This window comes from Streptomyces cyaneus (assembly GCF_004028635.1).
Classification (GTDB): Bacteria; Actinomycetota; Actinomycetes; order Streptomycetales; family Streptomycetaceae; genus Streptomyces; species Streptomyces cyaneus.
Genome location: NZ_RQJW01000003.1, coordinates 888,193 through 904,464 on the forward strand (window position 1 = coordinate 888,193; position 16,272 = coordinate 904,464).

16 protein-coding genes are annotated in these 16,272 nt (G+C 71.2%); 9 read left to right on the plus strand and 7 right to left on the minus strand.

The window, feature by feature from the left end; genetic code table 11:
• Nucleotides 1–78 precede the first annotated feature (78 nt).
• Together EHO50_RS12905 and EHO50_RS12910 are read right to left on the minus strand one after the other, a co-directional pair.
• Nucleotides 79–1,170: a sugar ABC transporter substrate-binding protein gene (locus EHO50_RS12905; RefSeq protein ID WP_128430029.1), complete on the minus strand. Its 1,092-nt coding sequence runs from the start codon at nt 1,168–1,170 to the stop codon at nt 79–81.
• Complete coding sequence (locus EHO50_RS12910) at nt 1,167–3,701, minus strand: SpoIIE family protein phosphatase (protein ID WP_128430030.1); 2,535 nt, start codon at nt 3,699–3,701, stop codon at nt 1,167–1,169. Before EHO50_RS12910 ends, EHO50_RS12905 begins: the two co-directional genes overlap by 4 nt.
• Before the next feature lie 320 nt (nt 3,702–4,021).
• Here EHO50_RS12910 and EHO50_RS12915 point away from each other — a divergent pair, with 320 nt between their 5' ends.
• The 5 genes from EHO50_RS12915 to EHO50_RS12935 all read left to right on the plus strand — a co-directional run bounded on the left by EHO50_RS12915 (nt 4,022) and on the right by EHO50_RS12935 (nt 9,070).
• The gene (locus tag EHO50_RS12915) at nt 4,022–5,125 is read left to right on the plus strand and encodes a substrate-binding domain-containing protein (RefSeq protein ID WP_128430031.1); all 1,104 of its coding nucleotides are present in this window, start codon (nt 4,022–4,024) and stop codon (nt 5,123–5,125) included.
• A 62-nt stretch (nt 5,126–5,187) separates the two neighbouring features.
• Nucleotides 5,188–5,961 carry an ATP-binding cassette domain-containing protein gene (locus tag EHO50_RS12920; RefSeq protein WP_128430032.1) on the plus strand — a complete coding sequence of 258 codons (774 nt, stop codon included), beginning with the start codon at nt 5,188–5,190 and terminating at the stop codon, nt 5,959–5,961.
• Nucleotides 5,962–5,966: 5 nt separating this feature from the next.
• Entirely contained in the window at nt 5,967–7,226 is a 1,260-nt protein-coding gene (locus EHO50_RS12925; RefSeq protein WP_128430033.1) for a sugar ABC transporter permease, read from the plus strand.
• Between the two features lie 120 nt (nt 7,227–7,346).
• Nucleotides 7,347–8,561, plus strand: a complete 1,215-nt coding sequence (locus EHO50_RS12930; protein ID WP_164904829.1) for an MFS transporter — start codon at nt 7,347–7,349, stop codon at nt 8,559–8,561.
• Nucleotides 8,562–8,680: 119 nt separating this feature from the next.
• Complete coding sequence (locus tag EHO50_RS12935; RefSeq protein ID WP_128430034.1) at nt 8,681–9,070, plus strand: VOC family protein; 390 nt, start codon at nt 8,681–8,683, stop codon at nt 9,068–9,070.
• Nucleotides 9,071–9,077: 7 nt separating this feature from the next.
• Here the strand turns inward: EHO50_RS12935 and EHO50_RS12940 are convergent, their stop codons facing one another.
• Complete coding sequence (locus EHO50_RS12940) at nt 9,078–9,641, minus strand: DM13 domain-containing protein (protein WP_128430035.1); 564 nt, start codon at nt 9,639–9,641, stop codon at nt 9,078–9,080.
• 181 nt (nt 9,642–9,822) lie between these two features.
• Between EHO50_RS12940 and EHO50_RS12945 the strand changes: the two genes are divergently transcribed.
• The gene (locus EHO50_RS12945; protein WP_128430036.1) at nt 9,823–10,563 is read left to right on the plus strand and encodes a maleylpyruvate isomerase family mycothiol-dependent enzyme; all 741 of its coding nucleotides are present in this window, start codon (nt 9,823–9,825) and stop codon (nt 10,561–10,563) included.
• Between the two features lie 18 nt (nt 10,564–10,581).
• Here EHO50_RS12945 and EHO50_RS12950 read toward each other — a convergent pair whose 3' ends face one another.
• Nucleotides 10,582–11,001 (minus strand): MarR family winged helix-turn-helix transcriptional regulator, encoded by a 420-nt coding sequence (locus EHO50_RS12950; RefSeq protein ID WP_128430037.1) that lies wholly within the window; start codon nt 10,999–11,001, stop codon nt 10,582–10,584.
• 85 nt (nt 11,002–11,086) lie between these two features.
• Between EHO50_RS12950 and EHO50_RS12955 the strand changes: the two genes are divergently transcribed.
• Nucleotides 11,087–12,568 (plus strand): MFS transporter, encoded by a 1,482-nt coding sequence (locus tag EHO50_RS12955; protein WP_128430038.1) that lies wholly within the window; start codon nt 11,087–11,089, stop codon nt 12,566–12,568.
• Nucleotides 12,569–12,641: 73 nt separating this feature from the next.
• Nucleotides 12,642–12,944 (plus strand): DUF6332 family protein, encoded by a 303-nt coding sequence (locus tag EHO50_RS12960; RefSeq protein ID WP_128430039.1) that lies wholly within the window; start codon nt 12,642–12,644, stop codon nt 12,942–12,944.
• Here the strand turns inward: EHO50_RS12960 and EHO50_RS12965 are convergent.
• From EHO50_RS12965 to EHO50_RS12975, 3 genes are all read right to left on the minus strand, one after another.
• Complete coding sequence (locus EHO50_RS12965) at nt 12,905–13,570, minus strand: response regulator transcription factor (protein ID WP_128430040.1); 666 nt, start codon at nt 13,568–13,570, stop codon at nt 12,905–12,907. The two genes, EHO50_RS12960 and EHO50_RS12965, sit on opposite strands and share 40 nt — an antisense overlap.
• Entirely contained in the window at nt 13,567–14,814 is a 1,248-nt protein-coding gene (locus tag EHO50_RS12970) for a sensor histidine kinase (RefSeq protein WP_128430041.1), read from the minus strand. Before EHO50_RS12970 ends, EHO50_RS12965 begins: the two co-directional genes overlap by 4 nt.
• A gap of 124 nt (nt 14,815–14,938) precedes the next feature.
• Entirely contained in the window at nt 14,939–15,688 is a 750-nt protein-coding gene (locus tag EHO50_RS12975) for a TetR/AcrR family transcriptional regulator (RefSeq protein WP_128430042.1), read from the minus strand.
• A gap of 129 nt (nt 15,689–15,817) precedes the next feature.
• On the opposite strand from EHO50_RS12975, the gene EHO50_RS12980 reads away from it, so the two are divergent.
• Nucleotides 15,818–16,267 (plus strand): nitroreductase family deazaflavin-dependent oxidoreductase, encoded by a 450-nt coding sequence (locus EHO50_RS12980; protein WP_128430043.1) that lies wholly within the window; start codon nt 15,818–15,820, stop codon nt 16,265–16,267.
• Nucleotides 16,268–16,272 lie beyond the last annotated feature (5 nt).

The window sequence follows — 16,272 nt, forward strand, 5'->3', positions numbered from 1 at the left end:
TCCCTCGGCGGATACCTCTCGTCCCAGCGTCGCACCTCGGACGGCACCCGAACAGTCGGCGTACGGCCGTGGCCCCGCTCACGGGAGGAGTCCGGCCTTCTGGCAGGCGGCCCGCAGCTTCGGGACGCAGATCTGGTCGACGGTGTACACGCCGTCCTTGACGAGTGTCCGCTCGATGGTGTCGACCGTGACCGCCGTCGGGGTGAGCAGGACGGAGGGGATGTGCTTGGTGGTGGGGCTGTCGGTGCTCGTGGTGGCGACGCTCCGGGCGTCCTCGCCACGCCCCAGGGCGACGGCCATGGCGGCGGCCGCGGCGGCTTCCAGCCGGAACGGTTTGTACACCGTCATGTACTGCTCGCCCTTGACGATGCGCCGTACGGCTTCGAGGTCGGCGTCCTGACCGGTGATCGGGGGCAGCCGCCGGACACCGGCGCTCTTGAGAGCGGCGATGACGCCCGCGGCTATGGCGTCGTTGGCCGCCAGGACACCGCCGATCCGCTCCGGGCCCAGGGCCGCTATGGCCGCGGACATGTTGGCGTGGGCGTTCTCCGTGCTCCAGCCGAGGGTCTCGTACGACCTGCCGATCTTCACCTTGCCCGTGAGGACGGACAGCGCGCCGCTGCGGTACCACGCCGCGTTGGGGCTGGTGGGGTCGCCGTTCATCATGACGACGCTCCGGGCCTGCGCCTGGTCGCCCATGGCCTGGAGGAGCGCCTCGCCCTGGAGTCTGCCGACCCGTCCGCCGTCGAAGCTGACATAGCCGGAGATCGGGCCTTCGGCGAGCCGGTCGTAGGCGAGGACCGGCACGCCCGCCTTGCGGGCCTCCTGGATCGAGGAGCGCAACGCCCTGGTGTCGGCGGCGTCGAGGATCAGTACCCCGACCCCCTTGGTGATCATGGAGATCATCTGTTGCCGCTGTCTCGTCGCGTCGTTCTCGGCATTGGCGTACAGCATGGTGCAGCCGGGGCACAGCTCCTTCAGCCGCTCCTCGATCAGCGGCTTGTCGGAGTGCTCCCAGCGGGGCACCGTACGACTCGGGAGCAGCAGGCCGACGGTGAAACTGTCCGCACCGCCCTCGCCGTCGCTCCCGCAGGCTGTCAGGGACACCGTCAGGAGTCCCGCGACGAGTACCCCGATGACGCGCCGCACACGGGTCGGCAGGATTCTCATGGCGGACTCCCTCCCTCGGGCGGGGGCTCCGCGTCCCCGGGAGCGGGCTCGCGCCGTGGTACGGCGATCTCGCTCCACACCTGCTTGCCGCCGGCCACCGGCACGGAGCCGAAGGACTCGGACATCGCCTCGACCAGCAGCAGCCCTCGGCCGCCGGTCGCCTCCCAGTCCACGATCACGGGTTTGGCGGGTGCGCGCGGCGAGGAGTCGCTCACGCTGACCCGTACCCGGCCGGCCCGGAGCGTCAGATCGACGCTGACCGGGCCCTGGGTGTGCACCAGGGCGTTGGTGACCAGTTCGGACACGACGAGCAGCACGGCATCGGTCGCTTCTTCGACCTTCCACCGGCGCAGGGTGCGCGCGGTGAAGCGGCGGGCGTGCATCACGGCGTCGGGCAGCCGCCACACCGCCCAACCCGCCCTGGTCGGGCGGGTCTTCATCCCGTCGTAGCGCAGCAGCAACACGGCGACGTCGTCCTCACGGCGGCCTGCGTCGCCCAGCAGGGCGTCGGCCATCCGGCCCGGATCGGCGGGGTCGGCCTCGGCCAGAGCGGTGGCGGTGCGGCGCATCCCCTCGTCCAGGGGCAGGTCGGCGGACTCGACCAGGCCGTCGGTGACCAGGGCGAGCACCGTGCCGGGGGCCAGGACGACCGAGGTCATGGGGAACTCCGCCTCCGCGAGCACGCCGAGCGGGAGCCCGCCCTCGACCTGGACCTCCTCGGTCCTGCCGTCGGGGTGGCGTACCAGCGGCGCGAGGTGACCGGCCCGGACGAACAGGGTGGTGCCGCCGTCCATGTCCAGTTCGGCATAGCAGCAGGTGGCGAAGAGATCGGTCTCCATGCCGACGAGGAGGCGATTGGCGTGTGACATGACCACGTCGGGCGGGTGGCCCTCCACCGCGTACGCCCGGACCGCGGTACGCATCTGCCCCATGATCGTCGCGGCTCCGGCACTGTGCCCCTGTACGTCTCCGATGACCAGCGCCACCCGGTCCTCGGAGAGCGCGATCACGTCGTACCAGTCGCCGCCCACCTGCAGCCCCCGTCGGGCCGGCAGATAGCGGGCGACGGCCGTCCCGCCGGGCAGCTCGGGCAGGCGCCTGGGCAGCAGACTGCGCTGCAGCAGCGTCGCGAGCTCCTGCTCGGCGTCGTGGGCGTGGGCGCGCTTGAGGGCCTGGCCGACCAGTGCGGCGGTGGCCGTGAGCAGGGAGCGCTCCTCGGGCGCGAACTCGTGCGGCTGGTCCCAGCCGACCAGGCACACCCCGGCGGGTCGGCCCTTGGCGGGGAGCGGCAGGACGGCCAGGCCTCCGTTGCCGATGCCCACGAGTCCGGGTTCGAAGGCCGTACCGGCCGGCCACAGATCGGTACGGCCGTCCCGCAGCGCCAGCTGCAGGGTGGGCAGGGCGCTGACGGGTGCGTCCGGCCACTCCGAGCGCCACTGCGCGCGCCATGACTCCGGCCAGGCGGAGGGCTGCGGCGGGTCGAGCATGGTGACGGTGAGCCGGTCCTCCCGCAGCTCGGCGAGGGCCACCCGGTCGGCGCCCAGCGGTTCACGCAGCGCGGCCACCACCACGCGGCCGACGTCACGGACCTCCGTGGCGTCGTCGAGTGCGGCGGTCAGCCACTGGATCCTGGAGACGTCGTCGGCGCTCCGGCGCAGTACCGATGTCGCCGTCACCACGCCCAGCACCTGGTCCGGCCGGTCGTCGGTGCCCAGCACCAGCCGGCAGTTCAGGTTCAGCCAGCGCATCTCACCGGTGGGGCGGCGGACACGGAACTCCAGCTCCCGTCGCCCGAACGCCGGGGTGGCGGGCTCCAGGACCGACATCAGCGCGTGCATGTCCTCGGGAAGGGCGTGCGCGAGCAGGGTGTCCGCCTTGCCGTCGAAGTCGTCGGGCGTGATGCCGACCAGTTCGAGCATCGTGTCGTCGGCCTCGACCAGGCCCGTGTTCGGCACCAGGACGAAGGAGCCGACTCGCAGGCTCTGCAGGGCGGGACCGAGCAGCGGCGCCGGCGCGGGTCGCCCGGTTGCGGCCTGGAGCAGGCCCGCGACCGCGTCGGCGTACCGCTCGAGGAAGCGCTGGTGCTCGGCCTCGAAGCCGGTTCGGGCGGCGCCCACGACGACTAGGCAGCCCAGCCGTGTGCCGTCCGACCCGAGCGGCAGCGCGCCGAGCGACAGCTCCGCCCGTGGCGGCATCGGGCCGCCCTCGGGATAGGAGGCGAGTTCGGGGGGGTTCAGCCACAGGGGGCGGCCGGTGCGGAAGGCGTAGGCCGCGGGTGAGCCACCGGAGACGGGCAGACGCTCCGGCAGACCGTACTCGGAGATGGCGCAGCCGACTTTTTCCGTCAGCCGGAGCTCCTCTTCGCCCGCGCCGGGCACGTAGACGGCCGCCAGCGCCGCTCCGGCGAACCTGAGGACCCGGTCGGTCGCGGCGGCCTCCGGTACCGGAAGGGGTGGACCGATGTCCGGGGCGCCGGCCTCGGATGCCCGCAGCTCGGGGAATCCGGCCCAGGAACGGCCGTCATGAGGCATGTCCGCTACCTACCTCCCGCCCATGCCGCTGGTGCCGACATATGGAGATATAGGGGCACTCTCACACCAGAATCGCATAGGTGTGCATTCAGGACAGATGGGCGTCATGGATAGGCGTCATCACCTTCTCCGGCGGACCTGACCGCGGGCCCGCCCACCGCATTCGCAGATCACCGCGGCCGGTGTCACACTGACGACGTGGTCGGACTTCTGCCCGGCAGCACGCGAGCAGCCGCGTGTGAGGTCGGCGACCGTGATCCGCCAGGACCTCTGTGACCGCCCCTCCCCACGCACGGCGAAGGTCAAGGGAGGTCTCCCACATGAAGACCCGCACCCGGGACGTGGCCATGACCGTGGCCGCGCTCTCCACGGCCGTCGCCCTCGCGGCCTGCGGGTCGTCCGGCGACAGCCCGTCGGGCGACGGGAGCGAAACCAACGGTGGAGACACGCCGACCGTCGGACTGCTGCTGCCGGACTCCACCACGGCCCGCTGGGAGACCCAGGACGGCCCCTTGCTCGAGACGAAGATCAAGGAGCTGTGCGGCGACTGCGAGGTCGAGCACGCCAATGCCAAGGCCGACGTGGCCCTCCAGCAGGAACAGATGGACTCGATGATCACCGCGGGCGTCGACGCCATCCTGCTCGTGGCCGTGGACGCGAGATCCCTCTCCGCGGGGGTCCGGAGCGCGAACGAAGCAGACATCCCGGTGATCGCCTACGACCGTCTCGCCGAGGGCCCGATCTCGGGCTACGTCTCCTTCGACGGTGAGGAGGTCGGCAGACTCCAGGGCCGGGCGCTGCTCAAGGCCATGGGGGACGCGGCCGACCGCCAGATCGTGATGATGAACGGCGATCCCAGCGACCCCAACGCGGTGTCGTTCAAGAAGGGCGCGCTGTTCGTGCTCGAGGGCCGGGTGGAGATCGGCAAGGAGTACGACACCCTCCAGTGGAGGCCGGAGAACGCGCACATGAACATGTCCGGCGCCATCTCCGCCCTCGGCGTCGGCAACATCGACGGGGTCTACGCGGCCAACGACGGCCTCGCCGCCGGCAGCATCTCCGCCCTCAAGTCGAACAAGGTCGACCCGCTTCCCCCCGTCACCGGGCAGGACGCCGAACTCGGGGCCCTGCACCGCATCCTGCGCGGCGACCAGTACATGACCGTCTACAAGCCCTTCGCGCCCGAGGCTTCCGCGGCCGCCACCATGGCGGTTGCCGCGGCCCGCGGTGAGAGCCTCGACCGCGTCGCCACGGACGAGGTGAGCACCCGCGGCGCCGACGCGGTTCCGGCCGTCATGCTCACCCCCGTGTCCGTGACCGTCGACAACATCAAGGACACCGTGGTGAAGGACGGCGTGTACACGATCGAGCAGATCTGCACTCCCGAACTGAGAGCCGCCTGCGACGAAGCCGGTCTGACCTGACCGGCCCGTGCCCCGAGACCAGGTCCGGCCCTCGTCGGGCCCCGGGAAGGAGATGGTGTCCCGTGCCGGCTCCCCCCTTGCTGGCGCTGCGCGGCGTGTGCAAGAGATTCGGCGTCGTCGAGGTGCTCAGCGACGTCGAGCTGGAGATTCACGCCGGCCAGGTCGTCGCCCTGCTGGGCGACAACGGGGCCGGCAAGTCCACCCTGGTCAAGGTGATCTCCGGCGTCATCCCGGCCGACAAGGGCGTCATCGAGTGGGAGGGGCGGGCGGTCCATATCAGGCGTCCCCATGACGCACGGGAGCTCGGCATCGCCACCGTCTACCAGGACCTCGCGCTCTGCGGGAACCTCGATGTCGTCGGCAATCTGTTCCTCGGACGGGAGATCCGCAGGTTCGGCTTCCTCGACGAGATGGAGATGGAGCGCCGCTCCAGACACCTGCTGGATCGTCTGACCAGGGGCGTCCCCGATCTGCGCGCCCCTGTCGTCTCGCTGTCCAGCGGCCAGCGGCAGACGGTCGCCATCGCCCGCTCGCTGCTCGGCGAGCCGCGGGTACTCCTCCTGGACGAACCGACCGCGGCCCTGGGATTCGAGCAGACCACCGAGGTCCTGGACCTCGTCGACGAGCTGCGTGACCGCGGCATGGGAATCGTCCTCATCAGCCACAACATGGGCGACGTCAAGGCTCTGGCGGACCGCGCCGCCGTACTGCGGCTCGGCCGCAACAACGGCTTCTTCGACGTGAACACCGCCTCCCAGGAACAGATCATCGCCTCCGTCACCGGCGCGACGGAGAACGTGCCCCGTCAGATGAGCCACCGGGAGGCGGGGTGGTGAAGGAGATGCGCAGCAAGGCGGACACCGCACGGACCGAACGCGCCGAGGCCCGGCGGCCGCAGCGCGAGCGGGCCGTCGCCCGGGCCGTGGAAAGCTCGGTCGACATGTTCCGGCGCAAGGTGCGCGCCGGTGAGCTGGGCTCGCTCCCCGTCGTCCTGGTCCTCGCCACCGTCTGGATCATCTTCCAGTCCCTCAACGACAACTTCCTCTCCCCTCGGAACCTGTCCAATCTCAGCGTCGACATCGTGGGCACGGGTCTGATCGCGGTGGGCATCGTCTTCGTGCTGCTGCTCGGCGAACTCGATCTGTCGGTCGGTTCGATCAGCGGTCTCGCGGCGGCCGTCTTCGCCGTACTGAACGTCAACAACGGCGTGCCGGAATGGCTCGCCCTCGTCATCGCGGTGCTCGCGGGCACCGCGGCGGGAACCGTGCAGGGGTTCTCCTTCGCCAGAACCCGGGTGCCGGCGTTCGTCGTCACGCTGGCGGGGCTGCTCACCTGGAACGGCCTGATGCTGTACATCCTCGGCACCAGCGGCACGATCAACCTCGACGAGAACGGGCTGGTCGCCAAACTGACCAACTACTACTTCACCGAGGACGCCGTCGCCTACGGTCTGGCGGCCGTCGCCGCGGGCGTGGTCTTCCTCGTGTCGTACCAGGACGCACTGCGCCGCAGGTCCGTCGGCATGCCGCACCGCTCGCTCCAGGCGATCGTCGTCCGCACGGGCGCACTGGCGGTGATCGCGTTCGCGGCGGCGTATCTGCTCAACCGCTTCCAGGGTCTGCCGCTGGCCCTGCTGATCTTCCTCGTGGTGGTGGCGGGCCTCGACATCCTGCTCCGCCGCACGCACTACGGCCGTCAGGTCTACGCTCTCGGCGGCGGTGTCGAGGCCGCCCGCCGCGCCAGTCTCAATGTGACGGGCGTGCAGACCGCGGTGCTCGCCGTCTCGGGCACCATGGCCGCGATCGGCGGCCTGTTCCTGGCCTCGCGGATCACCTCGGTGAGCCAGAGCTCCGGGGCGGGCGTCCTGTTGCTCAACGCCATCGCGGCGGCCGTCATCGGCGGCACCAGCCTGTTCGGCGGGCGGGGTACGACCTGGTCCGCGGTGCTCGGCATGCTGGTCATCCAGTCGATCGCCTCGGGCATGGCGATCACGGACACGCCCACCGCGGTCCAGTTCATGATCACGGGCGGGGTGCTGTTCGCCGCGGTGGTCATCGACTCGTTGTCGCGCCGCACGCAGGAGGCACACGGCCGGGCTTGACCCCTCACTTCGAGGTCGCCCCGGTGCGCGTAACGCGCCGCTCCCTTGGTGTCGTGTACCGAGCAAGGAGGCCGGCCCCTCTCCCTTGCCCCGCCTACACGAGTCACCTAGCCTGACTTTGTGCCGCTCATAAACAAACTCCGTTCGCACAACGCCGTGCCGGACAGCGCACACAGCGCACTCACCCGACTCCGTATCGCCCTCACCGTCTTCTTCGCCCTCGACGGCTTCGTCTTCGCCGGCTGGGTCGTGCGCATCCCGGCCATCAAGCAGCAGACCGGCGCCTCCGCCAGCACCCTCGGCCTGGCCCTCCTCGGCGTCTCCGCCGGTGCCGTGGTCACGATGATGCTCACCGGACGCCTGTGCCGCCGCTACGGCAGCCACCAGGTCACCGTCGTCTGCGCCGTCCTGCTCTCCCTCAGCGTCGCCCTCCCCCCACTCACCCACTCCGCACCGGCACTCGGCGCCGTCCTGCTGATCTTCGGAGCGGCCTACGGCGGCATCAACGTGGCCTTCAACAGCGCCGCCATCCACCTGGTCGCCGCACTCCGGCGGCCGATCATGCCGAGCTTCCACGCGGCCTTCAGCCTGGGCGGCATGATCGGAGCGGGCCTGGGCGGACTGGTCGCCGGCCACCTCTCCCCCACGCGGCACCTGCTCGGCCTGACCGTCATCGGGCTGATCGTGACCGCCCTCACCGGACCCACCCTCCTACGGCACGACCCACCGCGGCCGCCCGACGCCCCACGGCACGGCTCCGGCGAGGGCACCCCTCGGCGCCTCGACCGCCGCACCAGAGGGCTCGTGATCGTCTTCGGCATGATCGCGCTGTGCACGGCATACGGCGAAGGAGCCATGGCCGACTGGGGAGCCCTGCACCTCGAACAGGACCTCGGTGCCTCGCCGGGTCTCGCTGCCGTCGGGTACTCGTGCTTCGCGCTGGCCATGACCGTCGGGCGCCTGACGGGGACGGTCCTGCTCGAACGCCTGGGCCGTACCAGGACCGTGGTCGCGGGCGGTGCCACCGCGGCCGCCGGGATGCTGCTCGGCTCACTCACGCCCTCCGTGTGGGCGGCGCTGATCGGCTTCGCCGTGACCGGGCTCGGCCTCGCCAACCTCTTCCCGGTCGCCGTCGAACGCGCCGGTACGCTCGCCGGGCCCAGCGGCGTCGCGACCGCCTCCACGCTCGGCTACGGAGGCATGCTGCTCGGGCCGCCCGCGATCGGGTTCATGGCCGACTGGTTCTCCCTGTCCACCGCCCTGACCAGTGTCGCCGCACTGGCGGCCGCAGCAGCGCTGATCGGCTTCGTCACGCGACACGCGGCAGCCGACTGAGCAACGGACGAGCGGCCCGTCTCAGCGGGACGGCCGCCGCCCTGCCCCGGCTCCCCCATTGCCCCCCTGGCCCGACCCCACCCATTGCCGCTTTCGCCATCCCCGCACACCATGGCCCGATGGCACGACTCCACGACATCGTCATCGACTGTGCCCGCCCGGCCGCCACGGCCCGCTTCTGGGCCGCCGCCCTCGACGGTTACGCCGTCGCCCCCTACGACGACGCGGAGCTCGCCCGGCTGCGCGCCCAGGGGATCGCCGACCCGGAGGACGACCCGACCGTGCTCGTCGAGCCTCGCGGCGGCGGCCCCCGTCTGTGGTGCCAGCTCGTCCCGGAGCCCAAGCGCGTCAAGAACCGGCTGCACCTGGACCTCGTCTCCGCCGCCCCGGAGACCGAGATCGGCCGGCTCGTGGTCCTCGGCGCGAGCGTCCTGGCCCGTCACGAGGACCACGACGTCCTGGCCGACCCCGAGGGCAACGAGTTCTGCCTCTTCGCCCTGCGCCCGTGAACCGCCCTCAGGCGCGGGCGAGTTCAGCTGCGCCGAACGACACGTCGAAGCGGTCGCACCAGATGGTGACGCTGCTGTAGCGGGACAGGTCGACATCCTCGGGCACGACGTAGTTCTGGCTTCCCTTGTTGCCCTTGAGCCGGCCGAGGCTCACGTACTCGCCGTCGTCGAAGACGTGCCATCCCGCCCGCCCCTCCTTCACCGGCGCGTCGGTGAGCCACACCCGGAGGTCCGGCCCGTTGCTGGTGTCGAGATCCTCCAGGCGTACGACGTGGGAGCCGTCCGCCAGACGCACGAGTTTCACCGAGCCCGATGTCGTGTGCTCATGGCTGATCAGCTCGCCGTCGGCCAGCGTCTGCGGTCCGGGCGCGGGGGCGTCCGCGTCGGCCGAGGGTGCCGCCGCGGGCGGGGCGGAGTTCTTCGCGGCCTGGGGCAGGGCCTCCTCGACCGTTTTGTCCTGCCACAGCTTCCACGGCTGGAACCAGTACAGCCCGAAGCCGCCCGCGACGACGGCCAGAACCAGCACTCCGACGAACCACCGCCTGCCCAGCGCTTTCCGCACGCGCCCCATATCCGTCCCGCTTCCTGAGAGTTGCCTGTCGACGCTCATTGCGCCGCCCACCCATTCCAACGGAACGCGAGACCGCCCCGGTACCTCGACGGCGATGACGAAACCCTTACGTCGACCGGCCCGCCCTCACCCCTGCCCCGGCCCTTCCCTTCGACCGCGCTCCATCGTGCACACTCAGCCCATGGAGACAGCCGAGTTCGTTCGATTCCTGGACCGCGAGGGTCTGCTGCTCGCCGCGGCCGCCGAGAAGGCGGGGGTCGATGCCAAGGTGCCGACCTGTCCGGACTGGCAGGTGCGGGATCTGGTGCGGCACACGGGCATGGTGCATCGCTGGGCGGCGTCCTTCGTCGCCGACGGCCGCACCTCCGCCCACCCCCCCGAGGGGCCGCCCGACCTCGACGGCGCCGACCTGCTGGCCTGGTTCCGGGAAGGCCACCGCCACCTCGTCGACACCCTCTCCTGCGCCTCCCCCGACGTCCAGTGCTTTCACTTCCTGCCCGCCCCCTCGCCGCTCGCGTTCTGGGCACGCAGACAGGCCCACGAGACGGCCGTGCACCGCTTCGACGCGGAGGCGGCACGCGGTGGCACGCCGAGCGAGATCGACGCCCGCTTCGCGGCGAACGGCATCGACGAGCTGCTGTGCGGCTTCCACGCCCGGCCCAAGAGCCGGGTCCGCAGCGCCGAGCCCCGGGTGCTGCGGGTGCGGGCGACGGACACGGACGACGCGGTGTGGACCGTACGACTGTCTCAGGACCCGCCCTTGACCGAGCGGGGCGATGCCGGCCGGGCCGACTGCGAGATCACCGGGCCGGTCGCGGGGCTGTATCTGTCGCTGTGGAACCGGCTGCCCTTGCCGAGCGTGACGGGAGACGCCTCGTTGGCCGCGCTGTGGCGCGAGAACTCGGCCATCGTCATGAGCTGAACCCAGGGCGTACGCCGCTCAGTTCGCCAGCATCCTCGTCAGCACCGCACGCTGGACCGGCAGCACCTCGCCGTGCAGCGTGCGCCCCTTCGCCGTGAGGGCCACGCGCACGCCCCGTCGGTCCTCGGCGCACATGCAGCGCTCGACGAGACCGTCCTTCTCCAGCCGGGCGATGAGCCGCGACAGCGCACTCTGACTGAGATGCACCCGCTCGGAGATCTCCTGCACGCGCAATGCGGGGTCACTCCCCGAGCTTCCCGAGCCCCCCGAGCCGCCCCGCGCCGAACCCGCGGCCAGTACGTCCAGGACCTCGAAGTCGCTGGCACACAGGCCGTGTTGGTGCAACGCGCGGTCCAGTTCACACTGCGTGCGCGCGTGCAGCGCCAGGATGTCCCGCCACTGGTCCACGAGCGCCTGCTCGGCCTTCTTCGCCGCCATGCGCGCACCGTAGCAGAACACAGAGTTTGTTGCATCAGAATTTAATGCGTTTGCATCTCATGCATACGCATGTAGTGTCCTCGGTATGACCTCTCCGCTCACCCACCCGGCGTCCGAAGGGCGTTGGACCCCCCGGCTGTGGGGCACCCTGCTGGTGCTCTGCGCCGCGATGTTCCTGGACGCGCTGGACGTGTCGATGGTCGGCGTCGCCCTGCCGTCCATCGGCGCCGACCTGGGCCTGTCCACCTCGACCCTGCAATGGATCGTCAGCGGCTACATCCTGGGCTACGGCGGCCTGCTCCTCCTCGGCGGCCGGACCGCCGACCTGCTGGGCCGACGCCAGGTCTTCCTGGTGGCCCTCGCCGTCTTCGCGCTCGCCTCACTGCTCGGCGGCCTCGTCGACTCGGGCCCGCTGCTGATCGCCAGCCGCTTCATCAAGGGCCTGAGCGCGGCGTTCACGGCTCCGGCCGGCCTGTCGATCATCACCACGACGTTCCCGGAGGGCCCGCTGCGCAACCGGGCGCTCTCCATCTACACCACCTGCGCGGCCACCGGTTTCTCCATGGGCCTCGTCCTGTCCGGCCTGCTCACCGAGGCCAGTTGGCGCCTGACGATGCTGCTGCCCGCGCCCATCGCCGTGATCGCGCTCGTCGCCGGCTTGAAGATGCTGCCGCGCAGCGAGCGCGAGACGAACCACAGGGGCTACGACATCCCCGGCGCCGTCATCGGCACCGCGTCGATGCTGCTGCTGGTCTTCACCGTCGTACAGGCCCCCGAGGTCGGCTGGGCCTCCGCCCGCACGCTGCTGTCCTTCCTGGCCGTCGCCGCGCTCCTGACCGCGTTCGTCCTGGTCGAACGGCGCTCGCCGGGCCCGCTGGTCCGCCTGGGCGTGCTGCGCTCCGGCAACCAGATCCGCGCCCAGCTCGGCGCCATGACCTTCTTCGGCTCGTACATCGGCTTCCAGTTCCTGGCCACGCTGTACCTCCAGACGCTGCTCGGCTGGTCGGCGCTGCAGACGGCGCTCGCCTTCCTGCCCGCGGGCCTGTTGGTGGCGCTGTCCGCGACCAAGATGGGCGCGGTCGTCGACCGGTTCGGCACACCCCGTCTGATCCCCGTGGGCTTCGCCCTGATGGTCGTCGGCTACGCGCTCTTCCTGCGGGTCGACCTCGACCCTGTCTACGCGGCGGTGATCCTGCCGAGCATGCTGCTCATCGGCGCCGCCTGCGCGTTGGTCTTCCCCTCGCTCAACATCCAGGCCACCAACGGGGTCGACGACCACGAGCAGGGCATGGTCTCCGGTCTGCTCAACACCTCGGTGCAGGTCGGCGGCGCGATCTTCCTGGCCGTCGTGACTGCGGTGGTCACCGCGAACGCCCCGGAGAATCCCACCCCGCAGGCCGTCCTCGACAGCTACCGGCCCGGGCTGACCGTCGTGACCGGCATTGCGGTCATCGGGCTCCTGATCACCCTGCCCGGGCTGCGCGCGCGGCGCCGACCGCAGTCCGTGGTTGTCGCGAAGTCCATCCTGAAGGAGGCCGAAGCGGACCGCGTGCCGGTCCGCGACTAGGGGGACGCCTCCACACCGTGTGCCCGGCGGGGTCTGCTTGCCCCGTCGGGCACACGCCTGTGAGACTCGCCGTATGAGCGAATACGGGGGACGGCGCGATCAGGCGCGGCGGGACGCGATGACTGTCGAGATCGGTTACGCGCTGTGCAGTGCGGCGTTCGCGGCGGCCCTGCTGTTCGCAGCGGTGGCCGGACCGGCGTTCGCCTTCGACCTGTCGGGCGGTGCCCGCACCACACTCGTCGGCACGGGCGCCACACTCGCGGCGGTCGTGTTCGTCGCCCGTGTCGTCAGCGTCCTGGTCCGCTTCAAGGGAGAGTCTCAGCCCGGCGGAGGGTCTCAGCCCAGCCAGCCCGGCCGCACCAACCCCGACTCGTAGGCCAGCACGACGAGTTGGGCTCGGTCCCGGGCGCCCAGCTTCACCATGGTGCGGCTGACGTGGGTCTTCGCGGTGAGGGGGCTGACCACCAGGCGACGGGCGATCTCCTCGTTGGACAGTCCGATACCGACCAGCGCCATCACCTCCCGCTCGCGCTCGGTGAGTTCGGTGAGGGCGTCGGCTGCCGCGGGCTCCTTGGAGCGGGCGGCGAACTCGGCGATGAGGCGGCGGGTGACCCCGGGCGAGAGCAGGGCATCGCCCTCGACCACCGCCCGTACGGCGCGCAGGAGTTCGTCGGGCTCGGTGTCCTTGACCAGGAAGCCGGAGGCGCCCGAGCGGATGGCCTCGAAGACGTACTCGTCGAGTTCGAAGGTGGTGAGCATGACCACCTTGACGCCCTTCAGGTCGCCGTCGTCGGTGATCCGGCGGGTCGCGGCGAGACCGTCGAGGAGGGGCATGCGGATGTCCATCAGGACGACGTCGGGCCGCAGTTCGCGCACCTTGCGCAGCGCCTCCTCGCCGTCGGAGGCCTCCCCGGCCACCTCGATGTCCGCCTGCGCGTCGAGCAGCGCCCGGAAGCCGGCCCGCACCAGTGACTGGTCGTCGGCGAGCAGTACGCGGATCACCGGTCCTCCTTCACCTCGTTGGCAGCCCTCAACGGCAGCACGGCGAGCACCCGGAACCCGCCGTCGGCACGCGGGCCCGCCTCGATCGTGCCACCCAGCGCGGCCGCCCGCTCCCGCATTCCGGCGAGTCCGTTGCCGCTGCCGCCCTCGTCGACGCCGGTCGCGGGGCCGTCGTCGTCGATACACAGCCGTAGCGTCGTCCCGTCGTCGTGATCGAGCTGCACGCGTGCGTGCCGCGACTGCGAGTGCCGTACGACATTGGTGAGGGCCTCCTGGATGATCCGGAAGGCGGCGAGGTCCGTGCCCGGCGCCAGGCGGGGCGGCTCGCCCTCGACCTCGACGGTGAGGCCCGCGCTCGCCGCCTGCCGCACCAGTTCGGGCAGCCGGTCGAGGCCGGGCACCGGTGCCCGGGGCGCGTCGCCGGGCGTGCGCAGCGTGTCGAGGACCTGGCGGACCTCGCCGAGCGCCTCCTTGCTCTTGGCCTTGATGGTGGTGAGCGCCGAGCGCGCCTGCTCGGGGTCGGTGTCGAGCAACGCCAGGCCCACGCCCGCCTGCACATTGATCACGCTGATGCTGTGCGCGAGGACGTCGTGCAGCTCGCGGGCGATCCGCAGCCGCTCCTCGTCGGCACGCCGTCGCGCCGCCTGCACCCGCTCGGCCCGCTCCCGCGCCCACTGCTCGCGCCGGGTCTTGGCCAGCTCCGACACCGCCAAGATCGCCGCGACCCAGGCGGCGATCACTCCCTCCTGCCCCCAGGGGGCGGCCGGGTCGTCGGACGGCGGCAGCCACTGGTACAGCCAGTGCGCCACCAGTGCGTGTCCCACCCAGAACACCCCTACCGCCGTCCAGGCGGCCTTGCGGTGTCCCATGACGATGGCGTTGAAGCAGGCCACGGCGACGGCCAGGAAGACGGGCCCGTACGGGTACCCGGCGCCCAGGTAGACCGTGGCGGCGACCGACGTCCCGAAGGCGACGGCCACCGGATACCGCCTGCGCCACAGCAGCAGCCCCGACGCGACGAACAGCAGGACTCGTGCGAAGAGGTCGAGTTCCTCCCGGTCGTCCAGCTGGCCCCGTGCCGCGAAGTTCGAGCCTGCCAAGACGAAGACCGTGATCAGCACGGTGGAGCGCCAAGGCCAGCGAGGAGCGTGCTCCTCGCCGTCCTCCCACCGGTTCCGCCACGGCGGCCCGTGCCGCCACCACACCGGCGGACCGCCGCCCCGGCGCACCTGCTGCTCGTCCATGTCCGCCACGCTAGACGCGATGCCCGCCGGGCGGCGTCACCCGGGCGTGGTGATCACACGTACTCCCCGCGAAGTACGTCCGCCGCCCAGGTGGCGCAGCCTCGGCCTGACGGTTCGCGTCGACCTACTGCCGGCCCCCTACCAGGCCCACCCCGTGGGCGAGCCGGGTCACCGCATGCCGGAAGAACGTCTCCCTGTCCTCCACGACCCGGTTGAACTGCCCGAACAGCTCGAACCCGACGAGCCCGAAGAGCTCGGCCCAGGAAGCGATGAGGGCCGCGACGTTGGCCGGGGGGAGGTCGGGGGCCAAGTCGGCGGCCATGCGCTCGGCCTCGGGACGCAGTTCGGCGGGCAGGGGCGGTTCGGAGAGGCCGGAGCCAGGGCCGGAACCGGGCTCGGAGCCAGAGCCGGAGCCGGAGCCGGAGCCGTGGTGGGCGTCGCGGAGGATGCCGATGAAGACAAGGCCGACGCGGGAGGCGGGCGGGACCGTGGTGTCGGGCGCGGTGTATCCGGGGACGGGTGAGCCGTAGATCAGCGCGTACTCGTGCGGATGCCGCAGCGCCCAGTCCCGTACGGCCTGCGCGACCGCCGTCCAGCGCTGTACGGGCCCGGCGTCGGCGGCCTTGTCGTGCGCGGCCTCGGCGCTCTCCCCGAGGGAGTCGTAGGCGTCGATGATGAGCGCGGTCAGCAGGTCGTCCCGGCTGGGGAAGTACCGGTAGAGGGCGGACGAGACCATCCCGAGTTCCCGGGCCACGGCCCGCAGCGAGAGCTTGGCGGCGCCCTCGGCCGCGAGCTGTCTGCGCGCCTCGTCCTTGATGGCCGCGGTGACTTCCATCCTGGCGCGGGCACGTGCGCCCTGTGCGGTGCTGCTCATGCGACGCAGTCTCCCACGAGAAGCAGAGCAGCGCACACATTCGAGAGCACTGCTCTTGCTTTGGATCGGCAATCTCGTGCACACTGCTCTCAAGCGAGAGCACCGCTCTCTCAAACTCTGGGGGTCACCATGACGTCGCCGTACTACCTCAAGGGAAGCCCGCTGAACGTCCGCCTCAACAGTGTCATCGGCTGGCTGGCCCGGCGCGGGCTCAGCATCGCGGGCACGGCGGAGATGTCGGTGCGCGGCCGCAAGAGCGGCAAGATGCAGCGCATCCCGGTCAACCCGCACACGTACGACGGCGCGCAGTACCTCGTATCGGCCCGCGGCCACTCCCAGTGGGTGCGCAACATGCGCGCAGCCGGCGGCGGGGAGCTGCGCGTCGGGCGCAAGGTGCGTGAGTTCGCCGCGGTGGAGCTTCCCGACGGGGAGAAGCTCCCGATCCTGCGGACCTACCTGGAGAAGTGGGGCTGGGAGGTCAACCAGTACTTCCAGGGAGTCACCGCGAAGTCCTCCGACGAGGAGATCATCGCGGCCGCCGCGGACCACCCGGTGTTCCGGATCACCGTCAAGAAGTGACTCGG

What these genes read in the sequence shown, in the direction of transcription:
- EHO50_RS12905 (WP_128430029.1), bottom strand. Translation starts at nt 1,170, where the DNA reads ATGAGAATCCTGCCGACCCGTGTGCGGCGCGTCATCGGGGTACTCGTC.
- EHO50_RS12910 (WP_128430030.1), bottom strand. Translation starts at nt 3,701, where the DNA reads ATGCCTCATGACGGCCGTTCCTGGGCCGGATTCCCCGAGCTGCGGGCA.
- EHO50_RS12915 (WP_128430031.1), top strand. Translation starts at nt 4,022, where the DNA reads ATGAAGACCCGCACCCGGGACGTGGCCATGACCGTGGCCGCGCTCTCC.
- EHO50_RS12925 (WP_128430033.1), top strand. Translation starts at nt 5,967, where the DNA reads ATGCGCAGCAAGGCGGACACCGCACGGACCGAACGCGCCGAGGCCCGG.
- EHO50_RS12935 (WP_128430034.1), top strand. Translation starts at nt 8,681, where the DNA reads ATGGCACGACTCCACGACATCGTCATCGACTGTGCCCGCCCGGCCGCC.
- EHO50_RS12940 (WP_128430035.1), bottom strand. Translation starts at nt 9,641, where the DNA reads ATGGGGCGCGTGCGGAAAGCGCTGGGCAGGCGGTGGTTCGTCGGAGTG.
- EHO50_RS12945 (WP_128430036.1), top strand. Translation starts at nt 9,823, where the DNA reads ATGGAGACAGCCGAGTTCGTTCGATTCCTGGACCGCGAGGGTCTGCTG.
- EHO50_RS12950 (WP_128430037.1), bottom strand. Translation starts at nt 11,001, where the DNA reads ATGGCGGCGAAGAAGGCCGAGCAGGCGCTCGTGGACCAGTGGCGGGAC.
- EHO50_RS12955 (WP_128430038.1), top strand. Translation starts at nt 11,087, where the DNA reads ATGACCTCTCCGCTCACCCACCCGGCGTCCGAAGGGCGTTGGACCCCC.
- EHO50_RS12960 (WP_128430039.1), top strand. Translation starts at nt 12,642, where the DNA reads ATGAGCGAATACGGGGGACGGCGCGATCAGGCGCGGCGGGACGCGATG.
- EHO50_RS12970 (WP_128430041.1), bottom strand. Translation starts at nt 14,814, where the DNA reads ATGGACGAGCAGCAGGTGCGCCGGGGCGGCGGTCCGCCGGTGTGGTGG.
- EHO50_RS12975 (WP_128430042.1), bottom strand. Translation starts at nt 15,688, where the DNA reads ATGAGCAGCACCGCACAGGGCGCACGTGCCCGCGCCAGGATGGAAGTC.
- EHO50_RS12980 (WP_128430043.1), top strand. Translation starts at nt 15,818, where the DNA reads ATGACGTCGCCGTACTACCTCAAGGGAAGCCCGCTGAACGTCCGCCTC.